Raw genomic sequence first — 25,393 nt, 5'->3', positions numbered from 1 at the left:
GAACAAACAAGGCATGCTCCATCAATCGTTTGGTCGCCCCCATCATTGAACTGGGATTTGCGGCCTTGTCTGTTGAGACACAGAACAATTTTTTGGGCTCGCCAATTTTGTGTAATTCGTGGGCGAGATCAACAATTTTGAGCACATTGGTCTCGAGCATTGCAAGAATTGAATAGGGGTCCTTCTCGGACCGTACATGCTTGAGCGCGGCGAAATTCAAAACGTAATCATACGGTTGGCTTTGCGCAGCAAGCCACTGCCGGAAAGGGGCTCCTCCGTAATCGAAAGGCAACGTCAGAATTTCGTCTGTCAAAATCGGCTCATCTGCAGATCTGAGCGCGCGAATGACCTCCGCGAGTCCGTTCTCGTTGTGATCAATCACATGTACTGTCGCTGGAGCAAAACGCATGACAGTCTTGAGCGTTTGAAATCCGATTGAGCCGGCTCCGCCAACGACCAGAATTCTGGCGCCTTTGATAATGTCACTTAGGGCCGCTTCGTTCGCAATGAGATCATCCGTAAAAAAGCTCTGACTTCGACTAACGATACGTGCGTCGAGTTCGGGCAGATCATAGTAGCTCATTCCTCGGATCCTTCAAAAATCGCGCGTGCGCGTTCGAGCTCTGTGACATTTCCAATGTCGATCCACCGCCCGTGATGTACCTGTGTCCCGCACTTCATACCGCGTGTTTGCAGATCACTAAAAAGCGTTGGTAGATCATAAAATACTTCGCGGGGGATGACAGTAAGAATGGATTTAGACAGCATATAGAAACCCGCATTAATTCGAAAGTTCATCGTAGGCTTTTCCTCAGCGCCCACGAAATCTTCCTGCGGCCCAACGTTCACCACGCCGTAGGGCACCTGATAGGAATAGTTCCGGACAATCATGGTTGCGTCCCAGTGATTATCGATATGCTGTAGTTTAAGTGCGTCAACATCGATATCATTCAAAATATCTCCGTTCAAACACAAGAAGGGCTCGGACAGCTCTGATGGATCAATCAAACCCAATGCGCCGCCCGTACCCATACGCATAGTCTCACGAACATAGGTGATACTGACACCCAGTTCCGAACCATCGCCATAGTGATTGACTATCATGTCGCCCAAATAATTGAGAGACAGAACAAAATGATTCACGCCTTGGTCTCTGAGATGTTCGATGATGTGTGTCAAAATCGGTTTACCACCAATCGGCAAAAGCGGCTTTGGGCAGTTGTCGGTCAAAGGCGCCAGGCGACTACCAAGTCCACCAGCCATAATAACGGCGCTCAATTTTTCTGGGCTTGCAGCCACCCACAAGACAAACATCGACACTAAGTACCCATCTTGGATCAATGGCAGATATTCTAACCCCCGTTGCATCATAAGGCTGCGCACTTCAGGCAAGGGCATTGGGGCTTCAATGATCGATGGTTTACGGTTCACGACGTCGGCGATCAAAGCGCTAGTCTGGCCACCATTCGCCAAAAACCGTCGCAAATCACCGTCCGCGACTACACCAACGAAACGGCGACCCTCTTCTACAACCACGGGTACCAAGCGCAGGCCCGCTTTACTCATGATTTGCATAGCTTCGAGAACCGTCTGAGTTTCGAAAATACACAGATGCTGCAAATCTCGTTCAGTATAATTGGCCAGTCTCACGAGGTACCTTCGTATGCTGTCCAGAATACTGAGGCGGCGTCAAGGACCGTATCCAGTTGTTCTGGGGTAAGATGAGTTGAGCAAGGCAGTGGAAAAATCCGCTGCCACAAATCACCGGCAACATGCATTGGCTCTACCAAAGCAGCCCGATACGGTGCCTGGAGGTGTATCGGCTTCCAAAACGGTCGCAAATCAATTCCAGAGCTTTTCATATGGTTTTGAAATTTCTGGCCAACCTCTGGATCTTCACCAGTATACCAAAACCCAGAAAACCAGTGTCCATTCCGTCCAAATTTTGGCTCTGGAAATGCCTCCAGAACCTCAAATTTCGAGGCAAATTCCGCGTAGGTATTTCGGATAGCCTGCTTGGCGTTCAGGAATTCATCCAATCGCTCCAGCTGAGCAACGCCAACTGCCGCCTGCAGGTTGGTCATACGGTAATTGTATGCAACAATATCATGGTCGTAATTTGCGCCGACCCGGCCAGTCGAACTGAGGTGCTTAATCCGCGTAATTAGTGCGGAATTATTGGAAGCAACCGCGCCGCCCCCGCCGCACGTTACGGTCTTATTCCCATTGAACGAATAGCATACCGCATCAACGCCAGTCATGCCTAACTTCACCCCATTGATGCCTGACGTACCAATAGCGGCCGCCGCGTCAACCACAACTTTCAAGCCGAACTCGCGCGCGAGATCACATAGGCCGTCAAGATCAGGAACTGCGCCCATAATCATCACTGGCATAATTGCCTTAAGTATTTTTCCTGTTTCACGGTGAATGCGGCCATCGGCATGCGGATCCGTTTTCGATAAAATGGCGTCCCGCGCAAGCGACACATCCATTGTCCAGTCAGACGCATGGACATCTACGAGCCAAACGTCAGCCCCAGCATGTTTCACCGAGTTTGGAGTCGCAATGAAGGTCAAAGATGGCAACATGACCAGATCATTTTCTCCAATATCCAACCCTTCTAATGTAAGATGCAAAGCAGTGGTTCCACTGCATAAAACGACTGCAGACGGGGTTCCGCTTAGGGTTGCTATCTGGCCTTCGAAATTGGTCACAAACGGCCCAACAGTCGAAACGAAGGTCGACGTAATGCAGTCTTGCAAGTAGTCAGCTTCCCTGCCTTGAAGGTTTGGAATAGCGAGAGGTATCATGGGCTAAACTGTGCCTTTCTGGCGAAAACGAGCCTTTTCTCCGAGTGCACTGTTCGGATACACGGATGCAACAGGTAAGTGCAAGTAATTGGATAGACATTGCTATCTGCCTTACTCATATTTGCGCAATGCAAAAAGTGACTGATCCGAGGACCCAAGATGCCAAAAGGTTACGATATACGGCCCTGGCGGTCAGGCGATGAAATCCACATCAGGAATTTGTTCAAAGATAGCTTTGGGCGCGAATTGTCTGCCGACTTTTGGAAGTGGCGTTACCTCGACCATCCACACGGGGGTCCGCTTGTGATGCTGGCGTGGTCTGGAGATGATTTGGTTGCCCATTACGGTGCAAGCCAAGCACCGTTCTTAATCAATAGCGAAATCATGCCTGCTGCCCTGTCGATGTCGACAATGACCCACCCCAAGCATCGAGGTCGTGGTTTAGTCGAAGCCGTTGGCGAAGCACTCTATGAAGACCTGCGTCAGGCCAGCTATGCTGCCGTTTGGGGTTTTCCGAACCCAATGATCAACGCAACACGGCAACGCAAATTGGGATGGGAACCAGTCTGCGACGTAGCAACACTATCGCTCGCAACAAAATCTGTTGCCCATACAGCAACCGAAAGCTTACCTGCTGTCGAAAAGGTTCCGGCGATTGATGCGCGCTTTGAAAACTTGAACAACCGGCTGGCAAACTCAACAGGATTGCAATCGTTAAAAGATGAAAAGACGTTGAAATGGCGCATCGATGTCAATCCTGTAAACACATACACCCGATATATAATCACTGATCGCCCAGATATTTCAGCCTATGCGATCACCAAGAACTACGGGATCGCAGAGACAGATATCGTCGATCTACAGGCAATTGATGAGCGACATACGAAGGCCCTGTTGCACTCGATTTGTTCCGATGCGCAAAATGCTGGAATAGAGCGCTTAAACACATGGTGTTTGAATAAAGGTGGACCACGATTGGCCCTCGAGAGATTCGGCTTTAGCGCCAATAGCCCGGTTACTTATTTGGGTGGCCGTCAGTTTAATAGCGCGGTAGGGGACTTTACCGATGCCCGCCGGTGGTCACTGGCTATGCTTGACTCTGATTTATACTAAAGGACGAACATGGAGCGTAAAGTTCATTTTCTTACTGGCATTCGATCCGAATACGACATTCTCGCACCGGTCATTAGCGCCGTTGATGCAATGCCAAACCTATCCTCAAGCGTCATCGTGTCCGGCGGACATCTTTCACAACGTATGGGCAATTCTGTTCGGCAGATCGAAGACGATGGATTTCGAATTGCAGCCCGTATTGATAGTTTAATGGCCTCTGACGGACTGTCGGGTAGGGTAAAAGGTGCGGCGTTACAGATGTCCGGTATGACGGATTTGTTTGCCAATGAACGTCCAGATTTTCTAGTCGTCATGGGTGATCGAGAAGAATCTATGACTGGCGCGCTTGCCGGTCTCTATCACCATATTCCTGTGGTCCATATCGGCGGCGGCGATCATGCAGAGGACGGTAACGTTGATAATCCGATCAGACACGCTGTTTCCAAAATTGCAAACATCCACATGGCGACGACAGAACTAAGTGGGCAGCGGCTCCGCGCAATTGGTGAAGAAGACTGGCGGATCAATGTCGTCGGCGCATCTGGCCTGGACCGCTTAATCAGTGTCGAACACCTCAGTCGGGAGAAGGTTCTGTCACAGCTGGGTCTCGACGAAAAATGCGGACCTTATCTTGTGTTGCTTTATCATCCGACTATTACTGATTTCTCAGAAGCCAAAGCCCACATGGCAACGATCTCACAAGTATTGGAAAAAAGCGAACTGAACGTCGTCGCTCTGATGCCAAATACAGATCCAGGCAGTGACGCCGTCGTTGCCGAGCTCACAGCGCTTTCAGCACGGTGCGACCGTGTTCACCTATTTACATTTTTGGAGCGGGTCCTGTTTGTGAATATGCTGCGCCATGCGCATGCAATGATTGGCAATTCTTCGGCAGGCATTCTAGAAGCTCCAACACTCGGTTTGCCTACAATCAACATTGGTAAACGACAACGTGGGCGCGAACATGCGGCCAATGTGATCTGGACAGGGTATGACCCCGACGAGATTTCAGCCGCGATCGAGACAGCAACAAAAGATGCAGATTTTCGCACGATGCTGGCGAAATGCGAAACTCCTTATGGCGATGGAACCGCAAGTAGTAAGATCGCAAACATCTTGAGCGAAACAGAAATCGACGATCGTTTGTTGCACAAGCGTTTCGTAATGGAGACTTCCATATGATCTTTGACCAAGGACATGGGCCGATTTTGGTCATCGCACCGCATCCCGATGATGAAACTCTTGGGGCAGGGGGCGCGCTTCTGCGTGCACGCAAGGCAGGTCGCGAAGTACATTGGCTTATTGTCACGCAAATGCGCCCTGAAGACGGTTGGCCCGAAGGCAAAGTGGCGAAGCGTAAACTCGAAATAGAAACGGTGGCTGATGCCTATGGCTTCGCGAGTGTACGGATCCTCCCATTCCCAGCTGCCCGCCTCGATACCTTTCCCATTGGTGACATAGTCGCGGCCATTGGAGACGTCGTTAAGGAAATCAATCCCGAAGTCATGCTCTTGCCACATCGCGGAGACGCGCATAGCGATCACGCTGCGGTTCATGATGCAGGTGCTGCGTGCGCAAAATGGTTCCGATATCCATCAGTCAAGTGGGTCTTGGTCTATGAGACGTTGTCGGAAACAGACGCTGCAATTCAACAGGCACTGCCTTTCGTACCAAATATATATGTCGATATTACCGGCCATCTCGAAGAAAAGTTGCGTATCACTCAGATGTTTGGGGCTGAAATCCAAGACTTCCCGTTCCCGCGAAGTCTGGCTGCCATAGCTGCTCTTGCGCAAGTAAGGGGCGCCGCAAGTGGAACACAGGCGGCTGAGTGCTTCATGTTGCTCCGCGCCAGAAGTTGAGGGCGTATTGTGGAGCTTAAATCAACTCTTGTCCGATATGCGAAGGCGGTTAGAATTCTGCCGAAAGCTTTCGCACAAGCACCAATTGGAACCATCAATAAACGCATCCTTGATCCATTAAAACGCCGAGCGTCACGGTCTCGCTGGTTTGTTCGCGACCGTATGGTTCAAACAACGGACAAACTCAAAGGCTTCTCCGCCGGCAATCAACTGTTCTGGAAACAAAGTAACACACGTCCGTGGCAGCACGTGGACAAACGGCTTCGTGAGTTGCACGAACATAAGCCCGACGCCATTGAAGACTTTGTCCGAATTTCCTACGAAAAGTGCTTTAATCCTTCAGTCCTAATAGCTCTGGGGCGCTCGGCCTTAACACAAGAAATCATTCGAAGATGTTTGCTGGACGAGGATACAGCGAACACTTCTCAACTCGCCAACAGAATGCGACGTAGTCAAATGGTGAGCTCTGCGATTGTGTCTCTCGCGAGCTTACTTCTAGATGATAAACACTCAGCGGAGTTTGCACGACTTGCAACTCATAGCAGTCCCGAAATCTCTCGCGGTTTCCTGCGTGTTATCGACAGCTGTGGTTTTGTTGTCGCAAACACTATTGAGCCTGACATCCGCTCCAGATTGATAAATAGCGGATTCAAAAAAGCTACCAAACGCCGCTTAATTGTGGTGCCCGACATATCCAATGTGACTGCAATCGCCATGCTGTGCCAGGGTGCTGAAGAAGCGACCGTTTTTGCAATCGGCGACCTGTATGGACGCGCGAATTTTTCCAACGATACACTACATTCGGGTGACTGTGTTATTTCCGTCGAACACCCGAGAAGCCGCATAACCCGTTTCTCGTCTGAGTATCATCGGGTACATGAAGAAACACGCGAAACCGCTGAATTCCTGGTGTCGGAACTCAACATTGCGTCGAAGGCCAGATTGACCGTCAATGATGACGCAGGGACGGCTTTAGCTTTGGCTGACAATCTATTTTTCCCGTGTTTACAGTTCACAGCATTACAGCAGTTGATGGCGTCTGAAGAATTTGATCACGTCGTCATCGGTTTCGATCCGTCAAGCCCTTCAAAGCGAGCAAGCAATGATCGCTTTTGCGATTTGATTCTTGGCATTAATGGTATTGCATCTGATAGACGGGTAGAACTTGTTTGCACATCAATGCAGGGCTCTGCCTTAGCCGCGTTCGAACAATATACCATCCGACTATCGGCAGGCGCGCCAGATGTACGAATGCCGAAATCTCGGCATCTGATGCTTGAAACCGCGATCAAAGATCTCGAAAAGAAATCGAAGGCGTTCACGGAAAAACTTCAAGGTTGGCCTAGTTCAGACGCTGCACGGGTATTGCTGGCCACATCACAGGTTGCCGCTTACAACAGATCTTCCGCGGCTTATTGTGATGCTTTGACAACAACCCATAATCTTCGTGTGGCCTTTATGGGCGGCAACCTCGTTTCATTTGCTGCCACAATGGAAGAACCGTTGTCGTCTGACGAAATTTATCCACTTCCTCAAGCTCCGCACGGGAAATTCGAATTAACCAAAATTTGGCTAGAGGACTTCCTCCATTCAAAGATTTCGATGATCCATCACAACTATATTGCCCATGTTTTGAGGACGCGGATTAAGGACGTGGCCACAAATGGCCTTTTATCCTACATCGCGCATTCTTTTTTATGTAATGCATGGTTTGCTCAGCTACACGCAAACGATCAGCTGCCCCAACTGGTTATCCTGACACCTTTTCGGAGTCCTAGAGTCGCCGCCCTAGCGGCTGTTTCCAGACACTTTAATGTACCGAGCTTTGCCGTTGAACCACATGGATTGAACGCTAGCTATTGTCGATACAGTAAAATTACAGCCGACTATTATGGTGTCGTCTCAAGCTTTTTTGCTTCCGCTGCAGCGGAAGGATTCGGGATGAGTGTCGATCGCTGTCCGGTTATTGGATCACCGCGCTTGGAAACAACCTCCCACTATGATTTGCCTACAAAAACGGCGCAAGCCAGAGCGGCTTTGGCAGAGGAGTACCCTGTTGATTTTACGGCACCAAAAGCTGTGCTATCTTTCTTTGCGCAACCCTCGAACTGGGATCAAATCTCCGGAGTTTGGTCAAAAATCATTCAGGCCACAAAAGATTTGGATTGCTTGCTGATCCTTAAACTTCACCCAGAGGAAACGGTAGCTCGTAGAGAAGCTTACATGCGGGTCGTCAATGAGGAGAATGCGTTTGATCGAGTCGAAGTTTTAAGCGGTGATGCACAGTTAATCATTGAAGCCTCAGACCTTGTTCTATCAAGCTACAGCGCAACAGTCATTGAGGCGACATTGCTCCGCCGCCCGGTTTTTTGCGTATCAAATGGAGATGTAGATTACCCTCTGAACCAACACGACGTAATTGGTGGCCAGTGTTTTGGGTCTGCTTCTGCTTTGGGTGAAGCCATTCGAGACTATTTAAGCGATCCGTCTAAGTACAATGCTATCCCTGAAACGTTCCTGTCAAATGAAGCACAATTTACGGATGGTTTCTCGCAGCATTTGCATGAGGCTATAACCGATATTTTGGCATTGCCTGCTGATCAATCTTTACGCCCACCTGCGGACATTCCGAAGTCCCTGTTCTTGGATGGCCCACATAAGGTCTATGAAGTTTAGAGCCTCCACTGCTTTCCAAAACTGACTGCGTCGCAATGCCCGCCCGAGCGCGTCAATGAAGTGTCGGTACTTTAGCGTCACCCCCAGCATGACCTAACATTTTGCTACTATAGTGGCGTCGGTGGCTTAACTCTTTGATAGAATTTAAATAGCCTTTGCCGTCACTTGGCTCAGAGGATATTGCGCTAAGTTGAAACGGTACGACAGGAAGAATTGATGCCCAAAGTAATACTTCATATAGGAACAATGAAAACTGGTACGACTTCCATTCAAGAAACGTTGTCCAATAACGCTGACGTCATGTCTCGCTTTAACTACACCTATGTCGGCCCTCCAATGCGGACTTCTGCCGTTCTAGGTCCTACCATCAAGGCCTTGACCGATACCAAGCATGACTTAATCATTTCCGATGAAGGTCTGTGGCACTTCGCAGATAGCAAAAGGAGCGATACACATAAGCTTGCAGGACTCCTGAGAGGTTATGACGTCACTGTACTCATTTACCTGCGCCGCCCAGACAGCTTTCTGAATTCGTGGTTCCAACAGGGGCTAAAATCCGGGACTGGGGCCAAGACCATGTCGCAGTTTTTGGATTCGCCTTTCGTGAAATCAGGTCTTGAATTTTCTAAGCGAATCAAACGGTTCGAAACGTTGTTTGGCGCGGGCAGTATAAAATTGCGAGCTTACGAAAAATCACAACTAAAAGGCGGTGACGCTGTTCTGGATTTTTTGCATGTTACCAACCTACCTGCTGAAGATTTCATGCTACCACAACCCAAAAACAAGACTCCTGATACCGACAGCCTTTTACTGCGCAGCCTATACCAACGTGACCTCGGTCGTTCTTCAAAATTGCTAGCTAATCTGGGAAAGCTCAATCAACATCTATCGAATAACGGGTACAAAGGACGGCGCTATAACCTCCTAACCAAAGCAGAATTGCAAACGATCATAACAACGTATCAACCGGAATTTTCTCGCCTACAGTCGGAATATGGTGGTGGGGTATCCCCAAGTTTCTTTGAGTCTTGGCCAGATATAGAAAATGCAAACAATAGTCTACTAGACTTACGGATGGTCCAAGAGGAGATGCTATCTCTAGAAAGCTAGCTCGCTTTCCTGAAGTTTGAACATATTGCTTTCTAATAGGATTCGCACTTCAAAGTAGCGCGCACCCGGGCACATCATTAACTCCCATAATGATGATTATGTTCAGTCATGCTCCACCATATAATGTTCCAACCCCATCCTATGCGATTTTGCGACTGCGAGCGTGTCTGGCAAATGCCCCACGCTGATCATCATGATCACCACTTCGCTGTCGGGGATATTTAGCGCCGCCCGCATATCCCGATCTTTGTCTGCCCGCATCGACCATGCAAGCGGGCACGCCCCCAATCCTTGCGCGTGTAGTGCGTAGAGCAGTGACATCGCGAACATGCCGCCATCGACGAAAGGTTGGTTGCGTTCTCCGGTGCCTGAAAACGCCTGCAAATCTGCCGTCACGATCAAGGCCCGTGATGCCAGATGTCCGAACCCTGTATTTCCCGGCTGCCAGGACAGTGCCTTTTGCGCATCCGCAAAGACATGCACACGTGCCCCTTGGCGATTGCAGACGCTGGGGGTTTTGCGGGCCATGTCGACCGCTGCGTGGATCATCTCCATCGCCACGGGCGTGTCTGCATATTGGCGCACAGAATGGCGCGACCAAAAGAAATCAGCACCAGTTTTGTCCGTGATTGCCAAGATGTCGTCGCGGGTCACAGGTTTTGTGCCGCCCGTCCGGTCGTCCTCAGCCTTGTCCAAAAATGTCTCTAACGTCGGGTTTTTGATGGCATGGCCTGCATTGAACGCCTGATAGCTTTGCAATGCGGATGTGGCCGCAGGCACCCCGTTCGGGTCAAACTTGGTCCGGTAATCGCGCAGCTTGCCCATCAAGAAGGCGATCTTATCAACCCCGAAACCGGGACGCGGTTCAGACAGCGACAAGCCCTTTTCAACGCCGTGATAGCTTTTGTAGATCGCATGTAGCGCCTGCGCCTGCGTCTTGTCCGCGTCTGTCCCATGCGACCATGCCCCGAAACGCCGCAGATCATACAACTGATCCCTTAACAGTTGGGCCTGTAACCGCAGCCATTTGAACTTGCGCCACACAGCGCGCGCTGCACGGTAAGGAAGGGAACGTTGGTCCATTTCAGTCTCTATTTATCGTCAAATCGGGAATATCGGGGGGCGGACGCGCGGGGTTTTACCCCGTCATCTTTGCGTTGCGGTGCCACAAGACCGCGGGGCGTGCGCTGGGTCATCGGCGGTGTGTCTAGATTTCGTACAAAAACGGGATCTGTGCGCGGCGTAGCATTCACGGGCTCTTGGTTGCGATCTTCTTGTGTGGGGGCCACGATCAACCAGACCCCTGCCCCAAGCATGAAGAACACAAACGAATACATCGATGTCCAGACGTGCACCGTGCACAGGGTGAAGCTAAGCCCAAGGAACGTAAACACCCAAGCTCTACGGAACACCGCCAACACCGGATCAGTCGATAGGTCGCGGCGCATCACGTGGAACAGGATCAAAACATAGCCAAGCGTTACCGTCACAAACCCGGGGATGCCGTAGCGCATCGCCTGCAGCAGCCAAAAATTATCCACCGAATTGGTATACATGTACCAGGGCCGGACCCAATCGTTCAGCCCGATCCCGAACACAGGATTAGCCCAAACGTTTTTCATGCCCCATTCAAAAATCTGTGCCCGCCAATACGCGGTTTCTGCCGAAAACGTCGCATAACTCATGAAGACATCAATCGGTTTGCGGTTCGACAGCAAATCGATCACCACATAGCCCAGCACAAATAGGCCGACCAAAATCCACCAACGCTTTTCGATTTTTGCAAACATCATCGACCACAGGATCAAACCGAACTGCAACGCAATCGCGAGGATCGCGCCAGATGACAGCGCAAGAAATCCGGTGGCCGCAATAATCGCCCCGGTAATCCAGCGCCGCGCTGTCCCAAAAGTCCCTTCCATCGCCACAAAACACAGCGAAAAGGTGATCGAACAGAACAGACCAAAATGGATCGGATGGCTGAACCCCATTTGCACGCGATCAAGCCCGAACCGCCGTTCCTGGATCGAATAGGCAATCGTGCGCATACCGGGCACTTTTTTCAGGAGGTCAATGATCAGCACTTGGCCTGTGACGGCCTCTAACAAGGCCAAAGGCACCATCGCGAGCACAAAGAGGATCAGCATTTTGGACAGGGCCGTGAAATCTTCGCGGGTCCGGATATAGGCACGGCCCAACACGTACCCGCCCAAGAATTCCATCCCCACCGACCCGGTTTGTTGGATCACCTGCGAGGGGTTGTTCATCACCAAAGCCACAGCTGTCCACAGCACATGGCCGATGAACAGGAAATCTGTCGCAAACAATTTGCCAAACCGGCCCATGAACAATTGCGCCATCAACGGCAGGATCATCACGATCAACACAATCCGCACGCCTGTCAGCACCAATGGCCCCAGCGACACGCCCACGGGGATCACCACCGCCAACAGATACAGCCACACCACCAACGGCAGTTTGCCGGACACAGCGATAGGATCGGCCCCTTGGGTCGCTGGTCTGTGTGAAAAAGTGTCGCTTACGGCCACGTGTCGTCCTTTGGCTTATTCATAAGCTCTTATGGGTCTGTGCTTTGCGCTGACTATATGGGGGACCCATCTGTGTGGCGATGGTTTTGCCTCCGATCCGGTCAGATCACCACCAACCTGTGACCCCTTAACCCCTTTGTAACCCCTGCGTCCGCCCTGCCCCGTGATCGGCAACGTGATCCGGACCGGTGGTAATGTCGCGTCGATTTTCCCTGCAAACACCGGAGACATTCCCATGCCTATTCTTGATGATTTCAAAGGCTACAGCCCCAGCATGCAAAGCCCTGTCACACATGCGGTCGGCATCACTGCTGATGATACCGCTGATCTTGGGCATCTGACCCGCGCGCTTTATGTGGGCACGGGCGGCGATGTGCGTGTGACGATCGCAGATGGATCAACCGTAACCTTCGTGAATATGGTCCAAGGCTGGCATCCGATCCGTGTGTCACGGGTCTGGGCCACGGGGACCACGGCGGACCACATGGTGGGGTGCTGGTAATGCTGGGCCTCAGCACAGCGCTTGGCTTTCTGTCGGGTGGGGGGCTGCCTGTCACGGGTGGCTCTGTCACCGTGCCGGACGAGCCTTATATAGAGCCTAATCCGGTCGATCCGGACCCGATCCCTGATCCTGACCCCACACCCGATCCTGATCCGGTGCCTGATCCAACACCCGCCGTTCTGCCCATCACCGTCACGGCACGCTGGTCGCCGCAGTTTTCAACCGTCACCATGGATGGTGCCCGTGTGGCGACAGCCAGCGATCTGCAAGGTCTGGCCAATGTCAGCGCTTTGCCCGGTGCGGGGCCTACGGCGATGGTTGATGCGCTGGGTCGGCCGTTCTGGCGGTTCGAAGGCGACGCTTTCCTCGAGATCGCAGACACATTGGCGCTATCCACCCGCAACATGTCTGTCTTTATGGTCGGCCGTTTCCACCGCGTGAAAACACGAACCGCAGTTCTGTCGCTCGGGCGCAATGCCAATGCCGCCCCCAACACGGTATCCGCCGCGTTAGAGACATCGCTGAACACCTACAGCGCGCCGCTTTTGCGTGCTTTCGCCAAGCCAAACAACACCAGCTACCAGACACCTGAAAAGATGATCACCGGCTCGCAGATGCAAGTCGTCGGCATGGTGGGTCGCGAACCTGCCAATGGGGGATCGATGTTGTGGATGAACAATGATCGTCTTGCCATCCCGAACCCGATCCGCATCTCTGACGTGCCGGGCGGTGAAATTGGCCGCTTTGCGTATAGTCCGGGCAGTTCTGGCAATTGGGGCAGGTTCGATCTGTACGAACTGGTCGTGGTCGACAGTGCCATTGATGCGGCTGACGGTGATGCGCTGGTCGCTGATCTGATGGCCGCCTACACGGTCACACCAATCCTGAACCAGCTTGTGCTGGAAGGCGATAGCATCATGGAAGGCACCGGCGATGTAACCTCTGGTCTAGCGGCCAACATGGTTCTGACCGATCCGGGTACGGGTCTGATCGGGTCGGATTGGCGGGTCGTGAATTTGGCGGGGTCTGGCAGCAAGATCGCAAAGCTGGTGCAGCGACGCGACGCAGAACACGGTTGGGCGCAATTCACACTACCGGGGGAAAACGTCATGGCGTTCGAACTGGGGCGCAACGACATTTCAACCAGCGGCGGCCTGACACCTGCGCAGCACTACGCGAATGTTGTGGGGTATCTGAGCGATGACTTTGGAACGGCTGCGACCAGTATTCTGGACCGCGGTTGGGATGTACGGGTGATGGTCAACATCGCCTCTGCGGCATCACTTGACCCCAATATCACCGCCTATCGCGCCTTGTTACGTGATCCAGCCTTTGCGATTGATACCGCATCGGATGCGGGCAGTGCGCATGACGGCCAAGTGCAATTGGTCGACACCGATCTGATCACTGTGGGGGGCGAAACGGTCTTTAGCACGCCCGCAGATGCCGCAGATTTCACCTATTACGCAGGCGACAGCACGCATCCGGGCATCACAGGCTGCGTTGTCCGTGTGACTGGCGGGGATACCCCCGCGCATGGCATCGCATACGGTTTGTAAACAGATGGGGCGCAGCACATGCGCCCCTACTTTCGCCTGATATAGAGCCTGAAATCGCGCATCAGCCCGACACCGACCAGCCCCACAATCACCATCACCCACCACGGTGCCATGACGGCAGCCGCCCAAAACGCGCAGGCCCCGATGAACGGCACAACAGCCACCTTCACGCCGGTCCGCTGACGCATCAACGCGCCCGCCACGATCAGACCCACAAATTCGCCCAGACACCCAATCCAGATCACAGTGATCAGGTCTGCCCCTTGGTGTAACGCCACCCAGATCACGACCAAAGAGATCAGGCGCGGTACATTGGCCCACATCGCGTTGGTCGTATGCCCCTTGGCCATGGCCGCAATTGACGGACCAGCCTTGGCGATCCGGATCGCTTGTAACACAGCCAAAGGCACCAAAAGCGGCACTAACCCTGCGTATTTGTGCCCTAAAACCACATCCACCAATGGTGCACCTAACACGGCCACGGCGATCACCAGCACCACGCCGCCGAACAATCCGGTCTGCGATGTGACCTGTGCGAGCATCCCAAAGCGGGCGTCACCCTTACTGAGCTGCGGCAGAAAAAAGTTCTGGATCGAATTGGCCATCACAAGGCTCGGGGCCAATGTCAGCGTAAAACCCATCGCAAACAAAGCCAACGGTTCCAATCCCAACACATGGCCCACAATGATCTTGTCGCCTTGGAACACCCCGAACAGGAATATACTGTTCAGCAAAAGCGGCCAGCCAAACCGCAGGCTTTCCCCGATTATGTCGCGGTCCCAGACCAACCGGTAGCTGCGTTGCGCCGTCACATGCGACATCACCGTCATGACCGCCGCCTGCACCACCAAGGCCCATAACATCACGCGGTAATCGCCTAGCGTGGTGGCCAAGGGCCAGATCACCAGCAAAGACGCCGCTATCGGCACCACCTTTGCCCAGATCAACGGACCAAACACCATCTGACGGTTGAGCCGATGCATATCGAAATGGTGCAGCGCATTCAGCACAGGGATCACAGCCAGGACCTGATAGGCCCATGCGACCTGCGGCACCCCCATAAACCCTGCAATAGACCCTGCAGCGACAAACAAAACAACGCCCGCCAACAGACCGCGAACCACCTGAAATCCCTGTAGTGCGGCCTGAAACCGGACATCTTCGCCCTTGTCCGCCTGCACGATCTGTTGCTGCAGACCCAAGGTCGACGCCATTTCCACAGCTGTCATCGCGATCATGAATGTGGCGGCAATCGCGTAGTCCTCGAGCGGGATCAGCGTCGCCACCGCCAGATTGCGGATCAACAGGAATACGGAAAACGCCGCATTGCCGGACAGGATCAGCAGGGCTGACTTCAACATATGGTTTGCCTTTTCATCTGACCGCTTGTTCCCCGTTTACAATGATCCGGTCAATAAGCGGGGCGAGGCTGCGCAAACTCTGGTCAAGACCGTGGGATTTTGGTTCAACCGTAAAAAGTCCAAAAGAAGACCGCGCTATGACCCCCCTCAAGATTTGCCTGATCCTGCATTCGACCCGTTCTGACAACCTGGGCGTTGGCGCATTGACCGTGTCAGAGGTGGAAATCATCCGCGATATTGCCCGCGATCTGGATCACCCGATTGCGATCACCGTCATGGACTGGACCGACAAACGCACGCCTTATGTGGGTGGGGACGATATCACGATCCGCGATCTGGATGGCCGCGTGATGATCAACCCGCGTGGGTATTTCGCGCAGGCCCGCCGCGCTGATCTGGTGATCGATATCGGCGGTGGTGATAGCTTTGCAGATATCTACGGCGGACGGCGGCTGCGACGCATGTTCATCCTGAAATATCTGACGCATCTGGCACGCACACCGCTTGTGATGGCGCCGCAAACCATCGGGCCGTTTACCAACAAGACATCAGCCTTCTTCGCCAAACTGTCGATGAAGCTTTGCGCGATCGTCACCACTCGTGATGATCTATCCACCAAAGCAGCCCGCGATATGGGCGTCACCCGCGATCTGGTGATCGGGTCCGACGTGGCGCTGCGCCTGCCTTATGATGCGCCCGCGAAAACCGACGGCCCTGTGAAAATCGGCCTGAACGTGTCGGGCCTGTTGATGGGCGGCGGCTACACAGGTAAAAACGAATTCGGCCTGCAAATGGATTATCCGGGTCTGATCCGCGATCTGATCACCCATTTTCAGTCTCTAAACGCTGAGGTCCACCTGATCCCGCATGTTATCGTCGCAGACGGGCGCAATGCAGGTGAAGACGACTACCGTGCCTCCCAAGCCCTACACGCGGAATTCCCAGACACCGTGCTCGCCCCCGCATTCGATAGCCCGTCCGCCGCGAAATCCTACATCGCTGGCATGGATTTCTTCGCGGGCGCACGGATGCATGCCTGTATCGCCGCGTTTTCATCAGGCGTGCCTGTGATCCCGATGGCCTATAGCCGCAAATTCGCAGGGCTCTTTGGGTCCATCGGCTACAATCACACCGTCGATTGCACATCCGAGACAGCCGAAGCGATCAAATCCAAGATTATCGCTGGGTTCGAGAACCGCGCGGCACTTACTGACGAGACAAAGACCGCTCTCCAAACAGGTCAAACGCGGCTTGCCACCTATGAAACGGCGCTGAAAAACCTCTGCGCCAAGCTCATCGCGGCCAAGCCCTAGACACCGCCCGTCGCTTCTTTGACGTCTTCTAAATCCCCGCCGGAGGCTCCGACAGCAGTATCATCCGCTACCGGTTCCATTTCTGCGCCAAGCGTTCCGGCCTGCCGCGCAGCATCAAATCCACCATCCGGCCTGTGCGATAGACCCTAATCCGGCATAATCCGGCAAAGGCTTTCACTTTGTCCACCACACCGGGCACGCGGTCGGACGTTGTAATGCGCGGAATTTCAGCCAGCGGCGACAGCCCCATCGCCAGCGTTTTGATCAGCCAACGCAGCTTGCCATGCGCACCCGCGATCATCCCGTAGTCATGCGCCAACTGCCGATCCCACTTCAGATACAGATCCGCAAAGGACCGCCGCGCCGGATGATAGACCTTCATCTGCGGCACATAGCTAATCTCAAACCCCATGCCTGTCGCACGGTGCCCCCAATCGCGGTCTTCAGCTTTGTCGAGCCCCGCAAAATCACCGACAGTCTCTAATACAGGTGTTTTTACCACCAGATTGCCCGTACCGGTGAACCCTTCTTCGCGGATATAGCGTTCCATCCGGTAGGCGTAGATACTTTCATAAGCTTCCAACACCGTCAGACTTGCGGGGTCTGCATAGGCGATCCGGACATCGCCACCTAAAATATCATGGGTCTGGATCGCGCGGGCAGCCGCATCAAGCCAGTCAAAGTGCGCCAGACAATCTGCATCGATAAAGGCAATCACATCGCCCGTGGCATGGGCCACCCCAAGGTTGCGCGCAGGTCCCGGACCGGGCGTGTTTTCCTGTAATAGGGTCACATTCTTCGGCACATCAGGTAAGGTGTGCGATCCGTTATCGACCACAATCACCTCGTCAGGGGGACGTGTCCCGTCGCGTAGCGATCCCAGACATCGCGCCAGCATCTGTGGTTGGTTCAGATGCGGAATGACGACAGAGATCCGCAGATCATTCATAGTAGTCATAGGCGTTGTCGCGATCCATGTAGCGGCATTTGTTCAGGATCACGCCCATCACATTGGTCTGGGATGCGATATCACGTTCGCATTTGTCGATCTGTTTGATGCTGGTCTGCTCGGCTGCGGCCAGCAACAGCACACAATCCACACGTGCCAGAAACGCCATGGTGTCATCACCCGTCAGCATCGGTGGCATATCAAAGATCATCGTATCAGGCGCGTAGGTCGCGGATAGATCATCCAGCACCTGCGCCGTGCCCGGGCTTTGCAGCAATTCCGCAGACCCGTTCACCGCGTTTACATTGGTCGCAAAAATCATATTGTCGCCGACACGCACCGCATGATCAGTAAAATCCGCACGCCCTTCCAGCACCCGACTGAACTGTTGCTCACCCGGAATTTGCATGGCGCGGCTCAGTGACGGTTTGCGCATGTCCATTTCAAGGACCATCGTTTTGTGATCACGGTGGCGGGACAGCGAATAGGCAAGGTTCATCACCATCGTCGATTTTCCGCAGGCCGCCGTCGGTGATGTGATCGCGATCCGCTTCCAGGCGTTAGCCTGCATCACCTGCATCATCCGTGTCCGGATCACGTCGAAATCCATCGCAGGCCGCCCACCATCAGCCGCCACAATCCGGTTCCGGCGCAGCCGTCGGATCGACGGTTTGAAGGCCGTTAATGCAGCCCATGGATCATCACCGCCCCGTTCCATTTCTTGACGGGTTGGCGTCAGATTGCGGGTCGCGCGGGCCTTGGCGATGGCATCTTGGATCGTGCTCATAGGCCCACCTTATCCTTGATCCGGTCCAAAATCACATCCAGCGGCATGACTTGGGCATGGATCAACCACAACAGCGCAGGGATCATCACAATCGCCACTGCAAAAGCCGCAAAAATAATGGTTTGGCGGCGGACGACTTCCCAACGGGTGCGGATCAAAGGCACCGTGCCAAACGGCGTAATCCCCAGCTTATTGACCAGATCAACAGGCCGGCGGATTGCGGTGTTCATCAGTTCCAGCAGCACAATCACCGCAAGGCCGACAAACAACCCGCCCCCCATACCGGCGGCCGCCACGGCCGTACGGTTGGGCCGGTCCGGTTCACGCGGTGATACCGCCTGTTCGATCACAGAAATCCGCTGCCCTTTGGCCAAAGCTTCAATCGTGTCACCGGTTTCGGCGCGTGCGCGGTTGGCCACCGCCTGATCATATTGGGCGCGCAGGTTCGCATAATCGCGCTGCAACGTATCAAGCGTAATCGCATTCCCCGGTGTCGCCTCGATCGAGACGCGCAGGGCTTCCATCGTGGCCTCGATTGTGCGCTTCTGGGCGTTCAGAAAATCAAGCTGACCGTCCAGATCGGCAATCTGGATATCGAAAGCGGACAGCGGCGCACCGGTGGGCGATGTATCAAATCCGGCTGTGGTCTGGGCGGCCACCGTTTCTTCCAAAGCGGCCACTTGCGCCTGCATCACTTTCACACGCGGGTTTTCCGGCGACAGCACGGCCAGCAATGTGTTCAATTCATCCTTCAGGCCCTGCAACTGGCGTTGCTCGGCGGTCTGGCTGGACAGCGGCGTATTCACCCCGCCGATATCGCCCGTATTTTCATAAAGCGCCGTCAGCCGGTCGCGGCGGTCACGAATGATCAATTCATCACGTTCGACCTGTGACAAACGTTCTTGGGCTGCGGATTGCTGGGCACGGCGAAAATCAAGACTATCGGGCAGCGCTTCAAGATTACGTTCTTGGAACGCCAGAATATCGGCACCCCGCGTGGCCAGTTCCTGATCCAGTCGTGACACTTCTTCGTTGAAATACTCAAGCGTTTGCCCCGCCACAGAGGTCCGGATTTCGACGTTCTCCTGCAAGATCAGCGTCACGACTTCATTGGTGACCGTGGCCGACATCAGTGCGGTCGGGGCTTCAAAGCTGACTTCAACAATCGTGGCTTGGACCTGTCCATTGCGGCTTGATCCACCCGTGGTGGCAATGGTGATGCGGCGGCGCAGATCATCGACGATTTCATCGGCGGGCAAACGTTTGACGACCTCACCGGGACGGGCTGCATAAATCTGCAACCTGTTGGCCATTTCCAGCAATGAATCGCGGGTCAGAATGCGCTGCTGAATGATCTGCAACTGTTCCGTGGTTTCGGTCTGCACAGTCGTTGCAGCCAATTCATCGGGGATCTGTTCGCTTTCCACGATCAGCTTGGCGCTGGCCTTGAACACAGGCGGCAGCACAGTCGCCAAGGTCAGGCCAATCGCAGACCCAATCGCCAGACAGATCAGAAAATAATGCAGACGCCGGACAAACAGCGACAGATAGAACCGCAGATCAAAATTCATGCCAACATACTCATGTCACCATATTCATGATGGGCGCCTGCTGCGCACAAAACTGGCGGTGCCTTGGTCTTCCTGACCGCCACCAAAGAACACACCGTCTTTCATGATCTGGTCAATCACGGATCGCGGCACAGTCTGGCTATCCATCGTAAAGGCATAGACCAAGGCCAGATCACACAGTTGGTTGATCAGACGCGGGATGCCACGGGTCACGTCGTAAATAGCTGCAATCGCCCCGTCTTCGAAAATATCGGCACTGGCGCCAGCCACATGCAGACGGTGGCGGATATAGGCGGCCACACCGTCATGCCCCATCTCGGGCAGATGAAAACTGGCAGCGACGCGTTGGGCGAATTGTTTCAGGTCGGGGCGCAAGACAATATCACGCAGTTCGGGCTGGCCCACGATGATCAATTGCAGCAATTCGTCCTTGCCGGAATTGATATTCGTGAACATCCGCAGTTCTTCCAACACATCACGCGTCAGGTTCTGCGCTTCGTCAAAGATCAGCACAACACGGCGGCCAGCGGCATATTCAGACACTAGATAGGTCTGGAACTGGCCAAACAGATCGACGTAATGGGCGTTATGATCAGCCGTCTGGCCTAATGACATCAACACCCAGCGCAGCAATTCACTGCGGTCACCATGGGCGTTCGCAATCAAACCGATGGTCACATCTTCGCGGTTACTATCAAGCAACTGATGGATCAGCGTGGTTTTACCGGTGCCCACTTCGCCTGTGATCAACGTGATCGGGGCGCGTGTCAGGATACCGTATTCCAGCATCGAAAACGCACGCGCATGTGTATCCGACCAGAACAGAAAGCCCGGATCAGGCACCAGCGAAAAGGGTCGTTCGCGCAGCCCGAAATGGGCCGTATACAGGTCGAGGGGTTGTCCCATCGTTCTCCCGGGTAGCGCTTTGCGCTGTTTGCCTCTTGTCTTGATCCTCTGCATGGCATGCATGTCAGGGCCAAAATCGCTTATCTCCAAAAGTCATGGGGCACTTTGGCCCGCGATTGCAAGCATCCTACAAAAAGGTTCCCATATTGGGGCAAATTAATGTTGTGCGAGCAACAGCGCAGGCCGTTAACCAACGTAAACTATCCCTTTGGGACCAAAACTACCCCCTTTTTATAGGGTTTTAGCGTGCCAGCCCCAAATCCACCACAACCATGGCGCGAAACCCGCCTTACTGCGGCCAAAATGTGTTAAGAAACTGAATCTTAACCTTAAAATTGTCCTTAATTTTCCCTTAAAAACACCCAAGCCATCAGTACTCACTAGGAACACTCACAAAGATCTCACGGTCTTTACCCCTGACTTGGGATCCACTGATGCACTTTACAAAAGACATGCAACGCAATGCTGTTCCTGTCGCCATGCCATCTGCTTTTGCAGGTCTGGATCTTGGCCATGTACGGCCTGCGACAACCACACCAAACAGCGCCTACCGCGCTGGGTTGAAACGCGTGTTTGATGTCTGTGTGATCGTCATGGCCAGCCCGCTTGTCATCCCTGTCATGGCGCTTTTGGCGCTATTTGTAGCTTTGGGTGGCGGCAATCCATTTTATACGCAGCGCCGTGTGGGATTGAATGGCCACATTTACACAATGTGGAAATTCCGGTCGATGGTGGCCAATGCTGACGCGGCTCTGGCCCGTCACTTGCAGTCCGATCCAGCGGCACGCGCCGAATGGGACCGGACCCAAAAACTCAAAGATGATCCACGGATCACACGTTTTGGCCGCATCTTGCGCAAAACATCGCTGGATGAGCTGCCACAACTGCTAAACGTGCTGCGCGGCGAGATGAGCCTCGTTGGCCCCCGCCCTATGATGCCTGAACAACAGGGCATGTATCCGGGTACGGCTTATTACAAACTGCTGCCGGGCATCACCGGCCCTTGGCAGGTATCAGAGCGCAACGAGACCGCATTTGCAGAACGCGCCGCTTACGACACCGGCTACCACAACAGCTGTTCGTTCCTAGGCGACCTGAAGATGCTGTTCGCAACGATCGCTGTCGTGACACGGGCAACGGGTCACTAAGGGCACGCCGCTGCGTTCATCCAGCCTAAGCACCAGCCTTTAGCGATCTTGGTAAATCCAGAGCTCCGTGTCGGCTTGGATTGCTTCCACAACTTGTTCAGCCCGAGCCAACGCATCTTGGAACGGGCCACCCAAGCTCATGTATTCCACTTCGATTTCAGCCAGATAAGCTGCAACTTCCGACGTCAATTCGCCCCTGCGAAGTCGGCCTGCTGCCTGCTTTAAATAGCTATCATACTCGTCCGCGAACGGCAGACAGTCTTCGTCGTTCCACCTCTGATCAGCGCCTAATAGCCCAATCGGGTCCCAAACGGACCAACCAATGTCTCGCAGTCTGGATAGCTTGAGTTTAGGTGGAGGTGTTCGTGGCGGCATAAGATTTCTCAAAGTTAGTACGAGATAAATCATTCATAGTTTGGGGCGGATTGAAAGAACCGAAACCAGATTGGTGCGGTCATTCGCGACAAGATCCATAAAAGTCTGCATTGGAGTCAGCTACGCCCACTGACGCACACACACCACACCTGCCTCCCAACACACCACGAGGCAGCGACAAGCGCGGTCCGTCCTGCTAATCTTCACTCTGACAGAGCCGGACAACCGGCCGATAAGATTGAGCAGTGTAATGACATTCCCTTTGATCAAACGGGCCGCTTTATGCGCCGTCCTGTTTCTGGCCGCCTGTGAAGACGCCGAAGACCGCGCAGAGGCGTTCTACCAATCCGGCCTTGCGTTGCTCGAAGCAGGCGACACCGACCGCGCCCTGATCGAATTTCGCAATGTGTTCGAACATGACGGGTTCCACAAAGAGGCCCGCCAGATTTACGCCGATACCCTGCGTGATCTGGGCAGGAGCGATGATGCCTATGGCCAATACCTGCGCCTGATCGAACAATATCCCGATACGGCAGATGTCCGTCTGACGCTCGCCGAAATCGCATTGGGCCGCAACGACTGGGACGAAGTCCGCCGTCATGGCAACGCCGGTGTCGCCCTGACACCCGACGCGCCCCGTGCCCAAGCTGTCGCCGCCGCTATTGCCTATACCACCGCCTTGCGCGCGGATGATGCAGACGCCCTGCAAGCGGCCACCACCCGTGCCAAAACGGTTCTGGACACGACCCCTGATAATCTGGTGGCCCTGCGTGTTGTGATTGATGCCGCCGCCCGTGGTCCGCTGCCTGACACAGCCCTGCCGTTGCTGGAACAGGCCATCAGTCTTGATCCCACATCGTTTGAATTTCACGGGGCCAAGCTGCGCCTGCTGACCGATATGAAAGACGATCCGGCTGCCATTGCCCAGCTCGAGACCATGTTCGACCGGTTCCCCGAAAACCAAGAGGTGCGCACAGCCCTTGTGAACTGGCACCTTGAACAACAAAACTACCCTGCCGCCGAAACCATCCTGCGCGACATGGCAGGCGATCCGGTGACCGCACCTCAAGGTCACATGACCGTCGTCCAGTTCCTGCGCCGCGCCTATGGCGATCAGGCCGCCCTTGATGAACTTAATGCATTGGCCACCGCCACCGCAGATCAGGATGTCCAAGCCCTGTACCAAGCGACCGCTGCCTTGCTGATGTTCGAAGCCGATCCCGCAGGTCCCGGTCTGGCAGCGATGCAGGCCATGACCGAAACCCTGCCTGACAGTGACCAAAGCCGCCGGATCAAGGCGATGTATGCCCAGATGCTGATCGCCACGGATGATGAAACCGCAGCCCGCACCGTCGTGGCCGATATCCTGGCTGAGGACACCACCAACGTCGAAGCGCTGAAAATGCGTGCGGCTTGGGCGATTGATGCCGATAGTCCGGATGCCGCGATCACCGATCTGCGCTCAGCGCTCAGCCAAGCACCGCGTGATCCCGATATCATGATGCTGATGGCCACCGCCCATGAACGCACCGGTTTTCCCGAACTGGCCGGCGAACGGCTGGCATTGGCCGTTGAAGTATCAAACGCGGCCACCGTCCCATCCTTGCGTTATGCGCGGTTCTTGATGCGCGACGGGCGCACGCAGGCTGCAGCCGCTGTGTTGATTGACGCCCGTCGCAGCGCACCCACCGATCTGGAACTGATCAGCGTGCTGGCAGATCTGCATTTGGGTGAACAGGATTGGCCCCGCGCCACCGCCCTTCTGGGCGAGCTGCGCGCGATGGCCGAACGCAATCCACGTGCAGGTCAATTGGCCACAGCGCTGGAAGCCGCCATTCTGTCCGCGCAAAACCGGACCGACGAAAGCCTTGCGGTCCTGCAAGACCAGCTGGAAGACATGGACGAAGACGGGCGGGCCGCCCTGACCATTGCCATGGCGCAAATTCGGGCCGGTAAACTTGAAGAAGCCCGCGCCTATCTGGACACGGCCGTCACCGACCGACCTGATGACATGACATTGCGCATGCTGTCGGGATCCGTTGCGATGATGGACGGGGATGCGGACGAAGCCGAAAGCGTGTTCCGCGCGGTCCTGAATGATGCCCCAGAAACCGAAGCCGCCGTGCGTTTGCTGTATTCGCTGTTGCACCTGCAGGGACGCGATACAGAGAAAGCCCAAGTGTTAGAGACGGGTTTGGCAACACTGCCGGATTCCGAAACACTGCTGTGGATCAAAGCCGGTGCACTGGAACAAACCGGCGATATCGACGGGGCCATCGGCATCTACGAAGACCTGTACACGCGTGACAGTTCCAACGTGGTGGTGGCAAACAATCTGGCCAGCCTTTTGGCCGCGCACCGCGATGACACCGCCAGCCTTGATAGGGCCTACCGGATCGCACGGCGCCTGCGCGGTGTGGATGTGCCCGCGTTCCAAGATACCTACGGCTGGATTGTGTACCGGCGCGGCGATCACGCCGAAGCGTTGGATTATTTGCGACCCGCAGCCTTAGGTCTGCCTGGTGATCCGTTGGTGCAATACCACTTGGGCAAAGCACTGCATGCCTTGGGGCGCACCGAAGAGGCCACGCAAGCCTTGACCCAGGCGCTTGATCTCGCAGGCGACAGCCCCCTGCCCCAGTTCACAGATGCGCGGGCATTGTTGAGCGAGCTGCTACAGTAAACACATTCACACACGCGCTGCGCGAAACCCGCGTCATTCCCTGTTTTTACTGGGAATAAAGTCGTGTTTTACCCCTCATTTTCATCCAATATTAATACAAAATTTACCATTCTTGC

At 54.2% G+C, this 25,393-nt stretch carries 21 protein-coding genes; 10 read left to right on the top strand and 11 right to left on the bottom strand.

The window, feature by feature from the left end; translation table 11 throughout:
• The 3 genes from AC0L7R_RS18415 to AC0L7R_RS18405 form a co-directional block, all read right to left on the bottom strand.
• The coding region (locus tag AC0L7R_RS18415) for a polysaccharide biosynthesis protein (protein ID WP_473660706.1) at window positions 1-583 on the bottom strand (583 nt) is incomplete at its 3' end.
• Window positions 580-1,650, bottom strand: a complete 1,071-nt coding sequence (locus tag AC0L7R_RS18410) for a sugar phosphate nucleotidyltransferase (RefSeq protein WP_473660704.1) — start codon at window positions 1,648-1,650, stop codon at window positions 580-582. The genes AC0L7R_RS18410 and AC0L7R_RS18415, both read right to left, overlap by 4 nt.
• Window positions 1,647-2,813 (bottom strand): DegT/DnrJ/EryC1/StrS family aminotransferase, encoded by a 1,167-nt coding sequence (locus tag AC0L7R_RS18405; RefSeq protein ID WP_473660701.1) that lies wholly within the window; start codon window positions 2,811-2,813, stop codon window positions 1,647-1,649. Before AC0L7R_RS18405 ends, AC0L7R_RS18410 begins: the two co-directional genes overlap by 4 nt.
• 159 nt (window positions 2,814-2,972) lie before the next feature.
• Here AC0L7R_RS18405 and AC0L7R_RS18400 point away from each other — a divergent pair, with 159 nt between their 5' ends.
• The 5 genes from AC0L7R_RS18400 (at window position 2,973) to AC0L7R_RS18380 (ending at window position 9,574) form a co-directional block, all read left to right on the top strand.
• Window positions 2,973-3,926 carry a GNAT family N-acetyltransferase gene (locus AC0L7R_RS18400; RefSeq protein ID WP_473660698.1) on the top strand — a complete coding sequence of 318 codons (954 nt, stop codon included), beginning with the start codon at window positions 2,973-2,975 and terminating at the stop codon, window positions 3,924-3,926.
• Window positions 3,927-3,935: 9 nt separating this feature from the next.
• On the top strand, window positions 3,936-5,108 hold the full coding sequence (gene neuC / locus AC0L7R_RS18395; protein ID WP_247129526.1) for a UDP-N-acetylglucosamine 2-epimerase: 1,173 nt from the start codon (window positions 3,936-3,938) through the stop codon (window positions 5,106-5,108).
• Window positions 5,109-5,134: 26 nt separating this feature from the next.
• The gene (locus AC0L7R_RS18390) at window positions 5,135-5,788 is read left to right on the top strand and encodes a PIG-L family deacetylase (RefSeq protein ID WP_473660695.1); all 654 of its coding nucleotides are present in this window, start codon (window positions 5,135-5,137) and stop codon (window positions 5,786-5,788) included.
• Between the two features lie 9 nt (window positions 5,789-5,797).
• Complete coding sequence (locus AC0L7R_RS18385; protein ID WP_473660693.1) at window positions 5,798-8,464, top strand: hypothetical protein; 2,667 nt, start codon at window positions 5,798-5,800, stop codon at window positions 8,462-8,464.
• Between the two features lie 216 nt (window positions 8,465-8,680).
• Window positions 8,681-9,574 carry a hypothetical protein gene (locus tag AC0L7R_RS18380; RefSeq protein ID WP_247129523.1) on the top strand — a complete coding sequence of 298 codons (894 nt, stop codon included), beginning with the start codon at window positions 8,681-8,683 and terminating at the stop codon, window positions 9,572-9,574.
• A 102-nt stretch (window positions 9,575-9,676) separates the two neighbouring features.
• On the opposite strand, the gene AC0L7R_RS18375 is transcribed toward AC0L7R_RS18380, so the two are convergent.
• Window positions 9,677-10,657 carry a nitroreductase family protein gene (locus AC0L7R_RS18375; RefSeq protein ID WP_473660689.1) on the bottom strand — a complete coding sequence of 327 codons (981 nt, stop codon included), beginning with the start codon at window positions 10,655-10,657 and terminating at the stop codon, window positions 9,677-9,679.
• A gap of 8 nt (window positions 10,658-10,665) precedes the next feature.
• Window positions 10,666-12,123 (bottom strand): O-antigen ligase family protein, encoded by a 1,458-nt coding sequence (locus AC0L7R_RS18370; protein WP_473660687.1) that lies wholly within the window; start codon window positions 12,121-12,123, stop codon window positions 10,666-10,668.
• Window positions 12,124-12,358: 235 nt separating this feature from the next.
• Here AC0L7R_RS18370 and AC0L7R_RS18365 point away from each other — a divergent pair, with 235 nt between their 5' ends.
• Together AC0L7R_RS18365 and AC0L7R_RS18360 are read left to right on the top strand one after the other, a co-directional pair.
• The gene (locus AC0L7R_RS18365) at window positions 12,359-12,625 is read left to right on the top strand and encodes a spike base protein, RCAP_Rcc01079 family (RefSeq protein ID WP_348107541.1); all 267 of its coding nucleotides are present in this window, start codon (window positions 12,359-12,361) and stop codon (window positions 12,623-12,625) included.
• A complete protein-coding gene (locus tag AC0L7R_RS18360; RefSeq protein ID WP_473660684.1) occupies window positions 12,625-14,184 on the top strand; it encodes a hypothetical protein in 1,560 nt (519 codons plus the stop codon). Before AC0L7R_RS18365 ends, AC0L7R_RS18360 begins: the two co-directional genes overlap by 1 nt.
• Window positions 14,185-14,210: 26 nt before the next feature.
• On the opposite strand, the gene AC0L7R_RS18355 is transcribed toward AC0L7R_RS18360, so the two are convergent.
• Window positions 14,211-15,545: an oligosaccharide flippase family protein gene (locus AC0L7R_RS18355; RefSeq protein ID WP_473660682.1), complete on the bottom strand. Its 1,335-nt coding sequence runs from the start codon at window positions 15,543-15,545 to the stop codon at window positions 14,211-14,213.
• A gap of 137 nt (window positions 15,546-15,682) precedes the next feature.
• Here AC0L7R_RS18355 and AC0L7R_RS18350 point away from each other — a divergent pair, with 137 nt between their 5' ends.
• On the top strand, window positions 15,683-16,858 hold the full coding sequence (locus AC0L7R_RS18350; protein WP_473660680.1) for a polysaccharide pyruvyl transferase family protein: 1,176 nt from the start codon (window positions 15,683-15,685) through the stop codon (window positions 16,856-16,858).
• A gap of 67 nt (window positions 16,859-16,925) precedes the next feature.
• Here AC0L7R_RS18350 and AC0L7R_RS18345 read toward each other — a convergent pair whose 3' ends face one another.
• Genes AC0L7R_RS18345 through AC0L7R_RS18330 form a run of 4 tightly spaced genes read right to left on the bottom strand, consistent with a single transcriptional unit; the run spans window position 16,926 to window position 21,071 of the window.
• On the bottom strand, window positions 16,926-17,816 hold the full coding sequence (locus tag AC0L7R_RS18345) for a glycosyltransferase (protein WP_473660677.1): 891 nt from the start codon (window positions 17,814-17,816) through the stop codon (window positions 16,926-16,928).
• The gene (locus AC0L7R_RS18340) at window positions 17,800-18,594 is read right to left on the bottom strand and encodes a P-loop NTPase (RefSeq protein ID WP_473660675.1); all 795 of its coding nucleotides are present in this window, start codon (window positions 18,592-18,594) and stop codon (window positions 17,800-17,802) included. The genes AC0L7R_RS18345 and AC0L7R_RS18340 overlap by 17 nt, the downstream gene beginning before the upstream one ends.
• Entirely contained in the window at window positions 18,591-20,165 is a 1,575-nt protein-coding gene (locus AC0L7R_RS18335; RefSeq protein WP_473660673.1) for a Wzz/FepE/Etk N-terminal domain-containing protein, read from the bottom strand. Before AC0L7R_RS18335 ends, AC0L7R_RS18340 begins: the two co-directional genes overlap by 4 nt.
• A gap of 24 nt (window positions 20,166-20,189) precedes the next feature.
• On the bottom strand, window positions 20,190-21,071 hold the full coding sequence (locus AC0L7R_RS18330; protein ID WP_247129513.1) for an ExeA family protein: 882 nt from the start codon (window positions 21,069-21,071) through the stop codon (window positions 20,190-20,192).
• 434 nt (window positions 21,072-21,505) lie between these two features.
• On the opposite strand from AC0L7R_RS18330, the gene AC0L7R_RS18325 reads away from it, so the two are divergent.
• Window positions 21,506-22,219, top strand: coding sequence for a sugar transferase (locus tag AC0L7R_RS18325; protein ID WP_473660671.1), 714 nt, complete (start codon window positions 21,506-21,508; stop codon window positions 22,217-22,219).
• Between the two features lie 39 nt (window positions 22,220-22,258).
• On the opposite strand, the gene AC0L7R_RS18320 is transcribed toward AC0L7R_RS18325, so the two are convergent.
• Window positions 22,259-22,594, bottom strand: a complete 336-nt coding sequence (locus AC0L7R_RS18320; protein WP_247129511.1) for a hypothetical protein — start codon at window positions 22,592-22,594, stop codon at window positions 22,259-22,261.
• 250 nt (window positions 22,595-22,844) lie between these two features.
• Here AC0L7R_RS18320 and AC0L7R_RS18315 point away from each other — a divergent pair, with 250 nt between their 5' ends.
• Window positions 22,845-25,277 (top strand): tetratricopeptide repeat protein, encoded by a 2,433-nt coding sequence (locus AC0L7R_RS18315; protein ID WP_473660669.1) that lies wholly within the window; start codon window positions 22,845-22,847, stop codon window positions 25,275-25,277.
• The last annotated feature ends 116 nt before the right edge of the window (window positions 25,278-25,393 follow it).

This window comes from Yoonia sp. D2-7 (assembly GCF_055809435.1).
The sequence above is the reverse complement of the archived record's forward strand: the minus strand, read 5'-3'. Positions and strand labels throughout refer to the sequence as shown.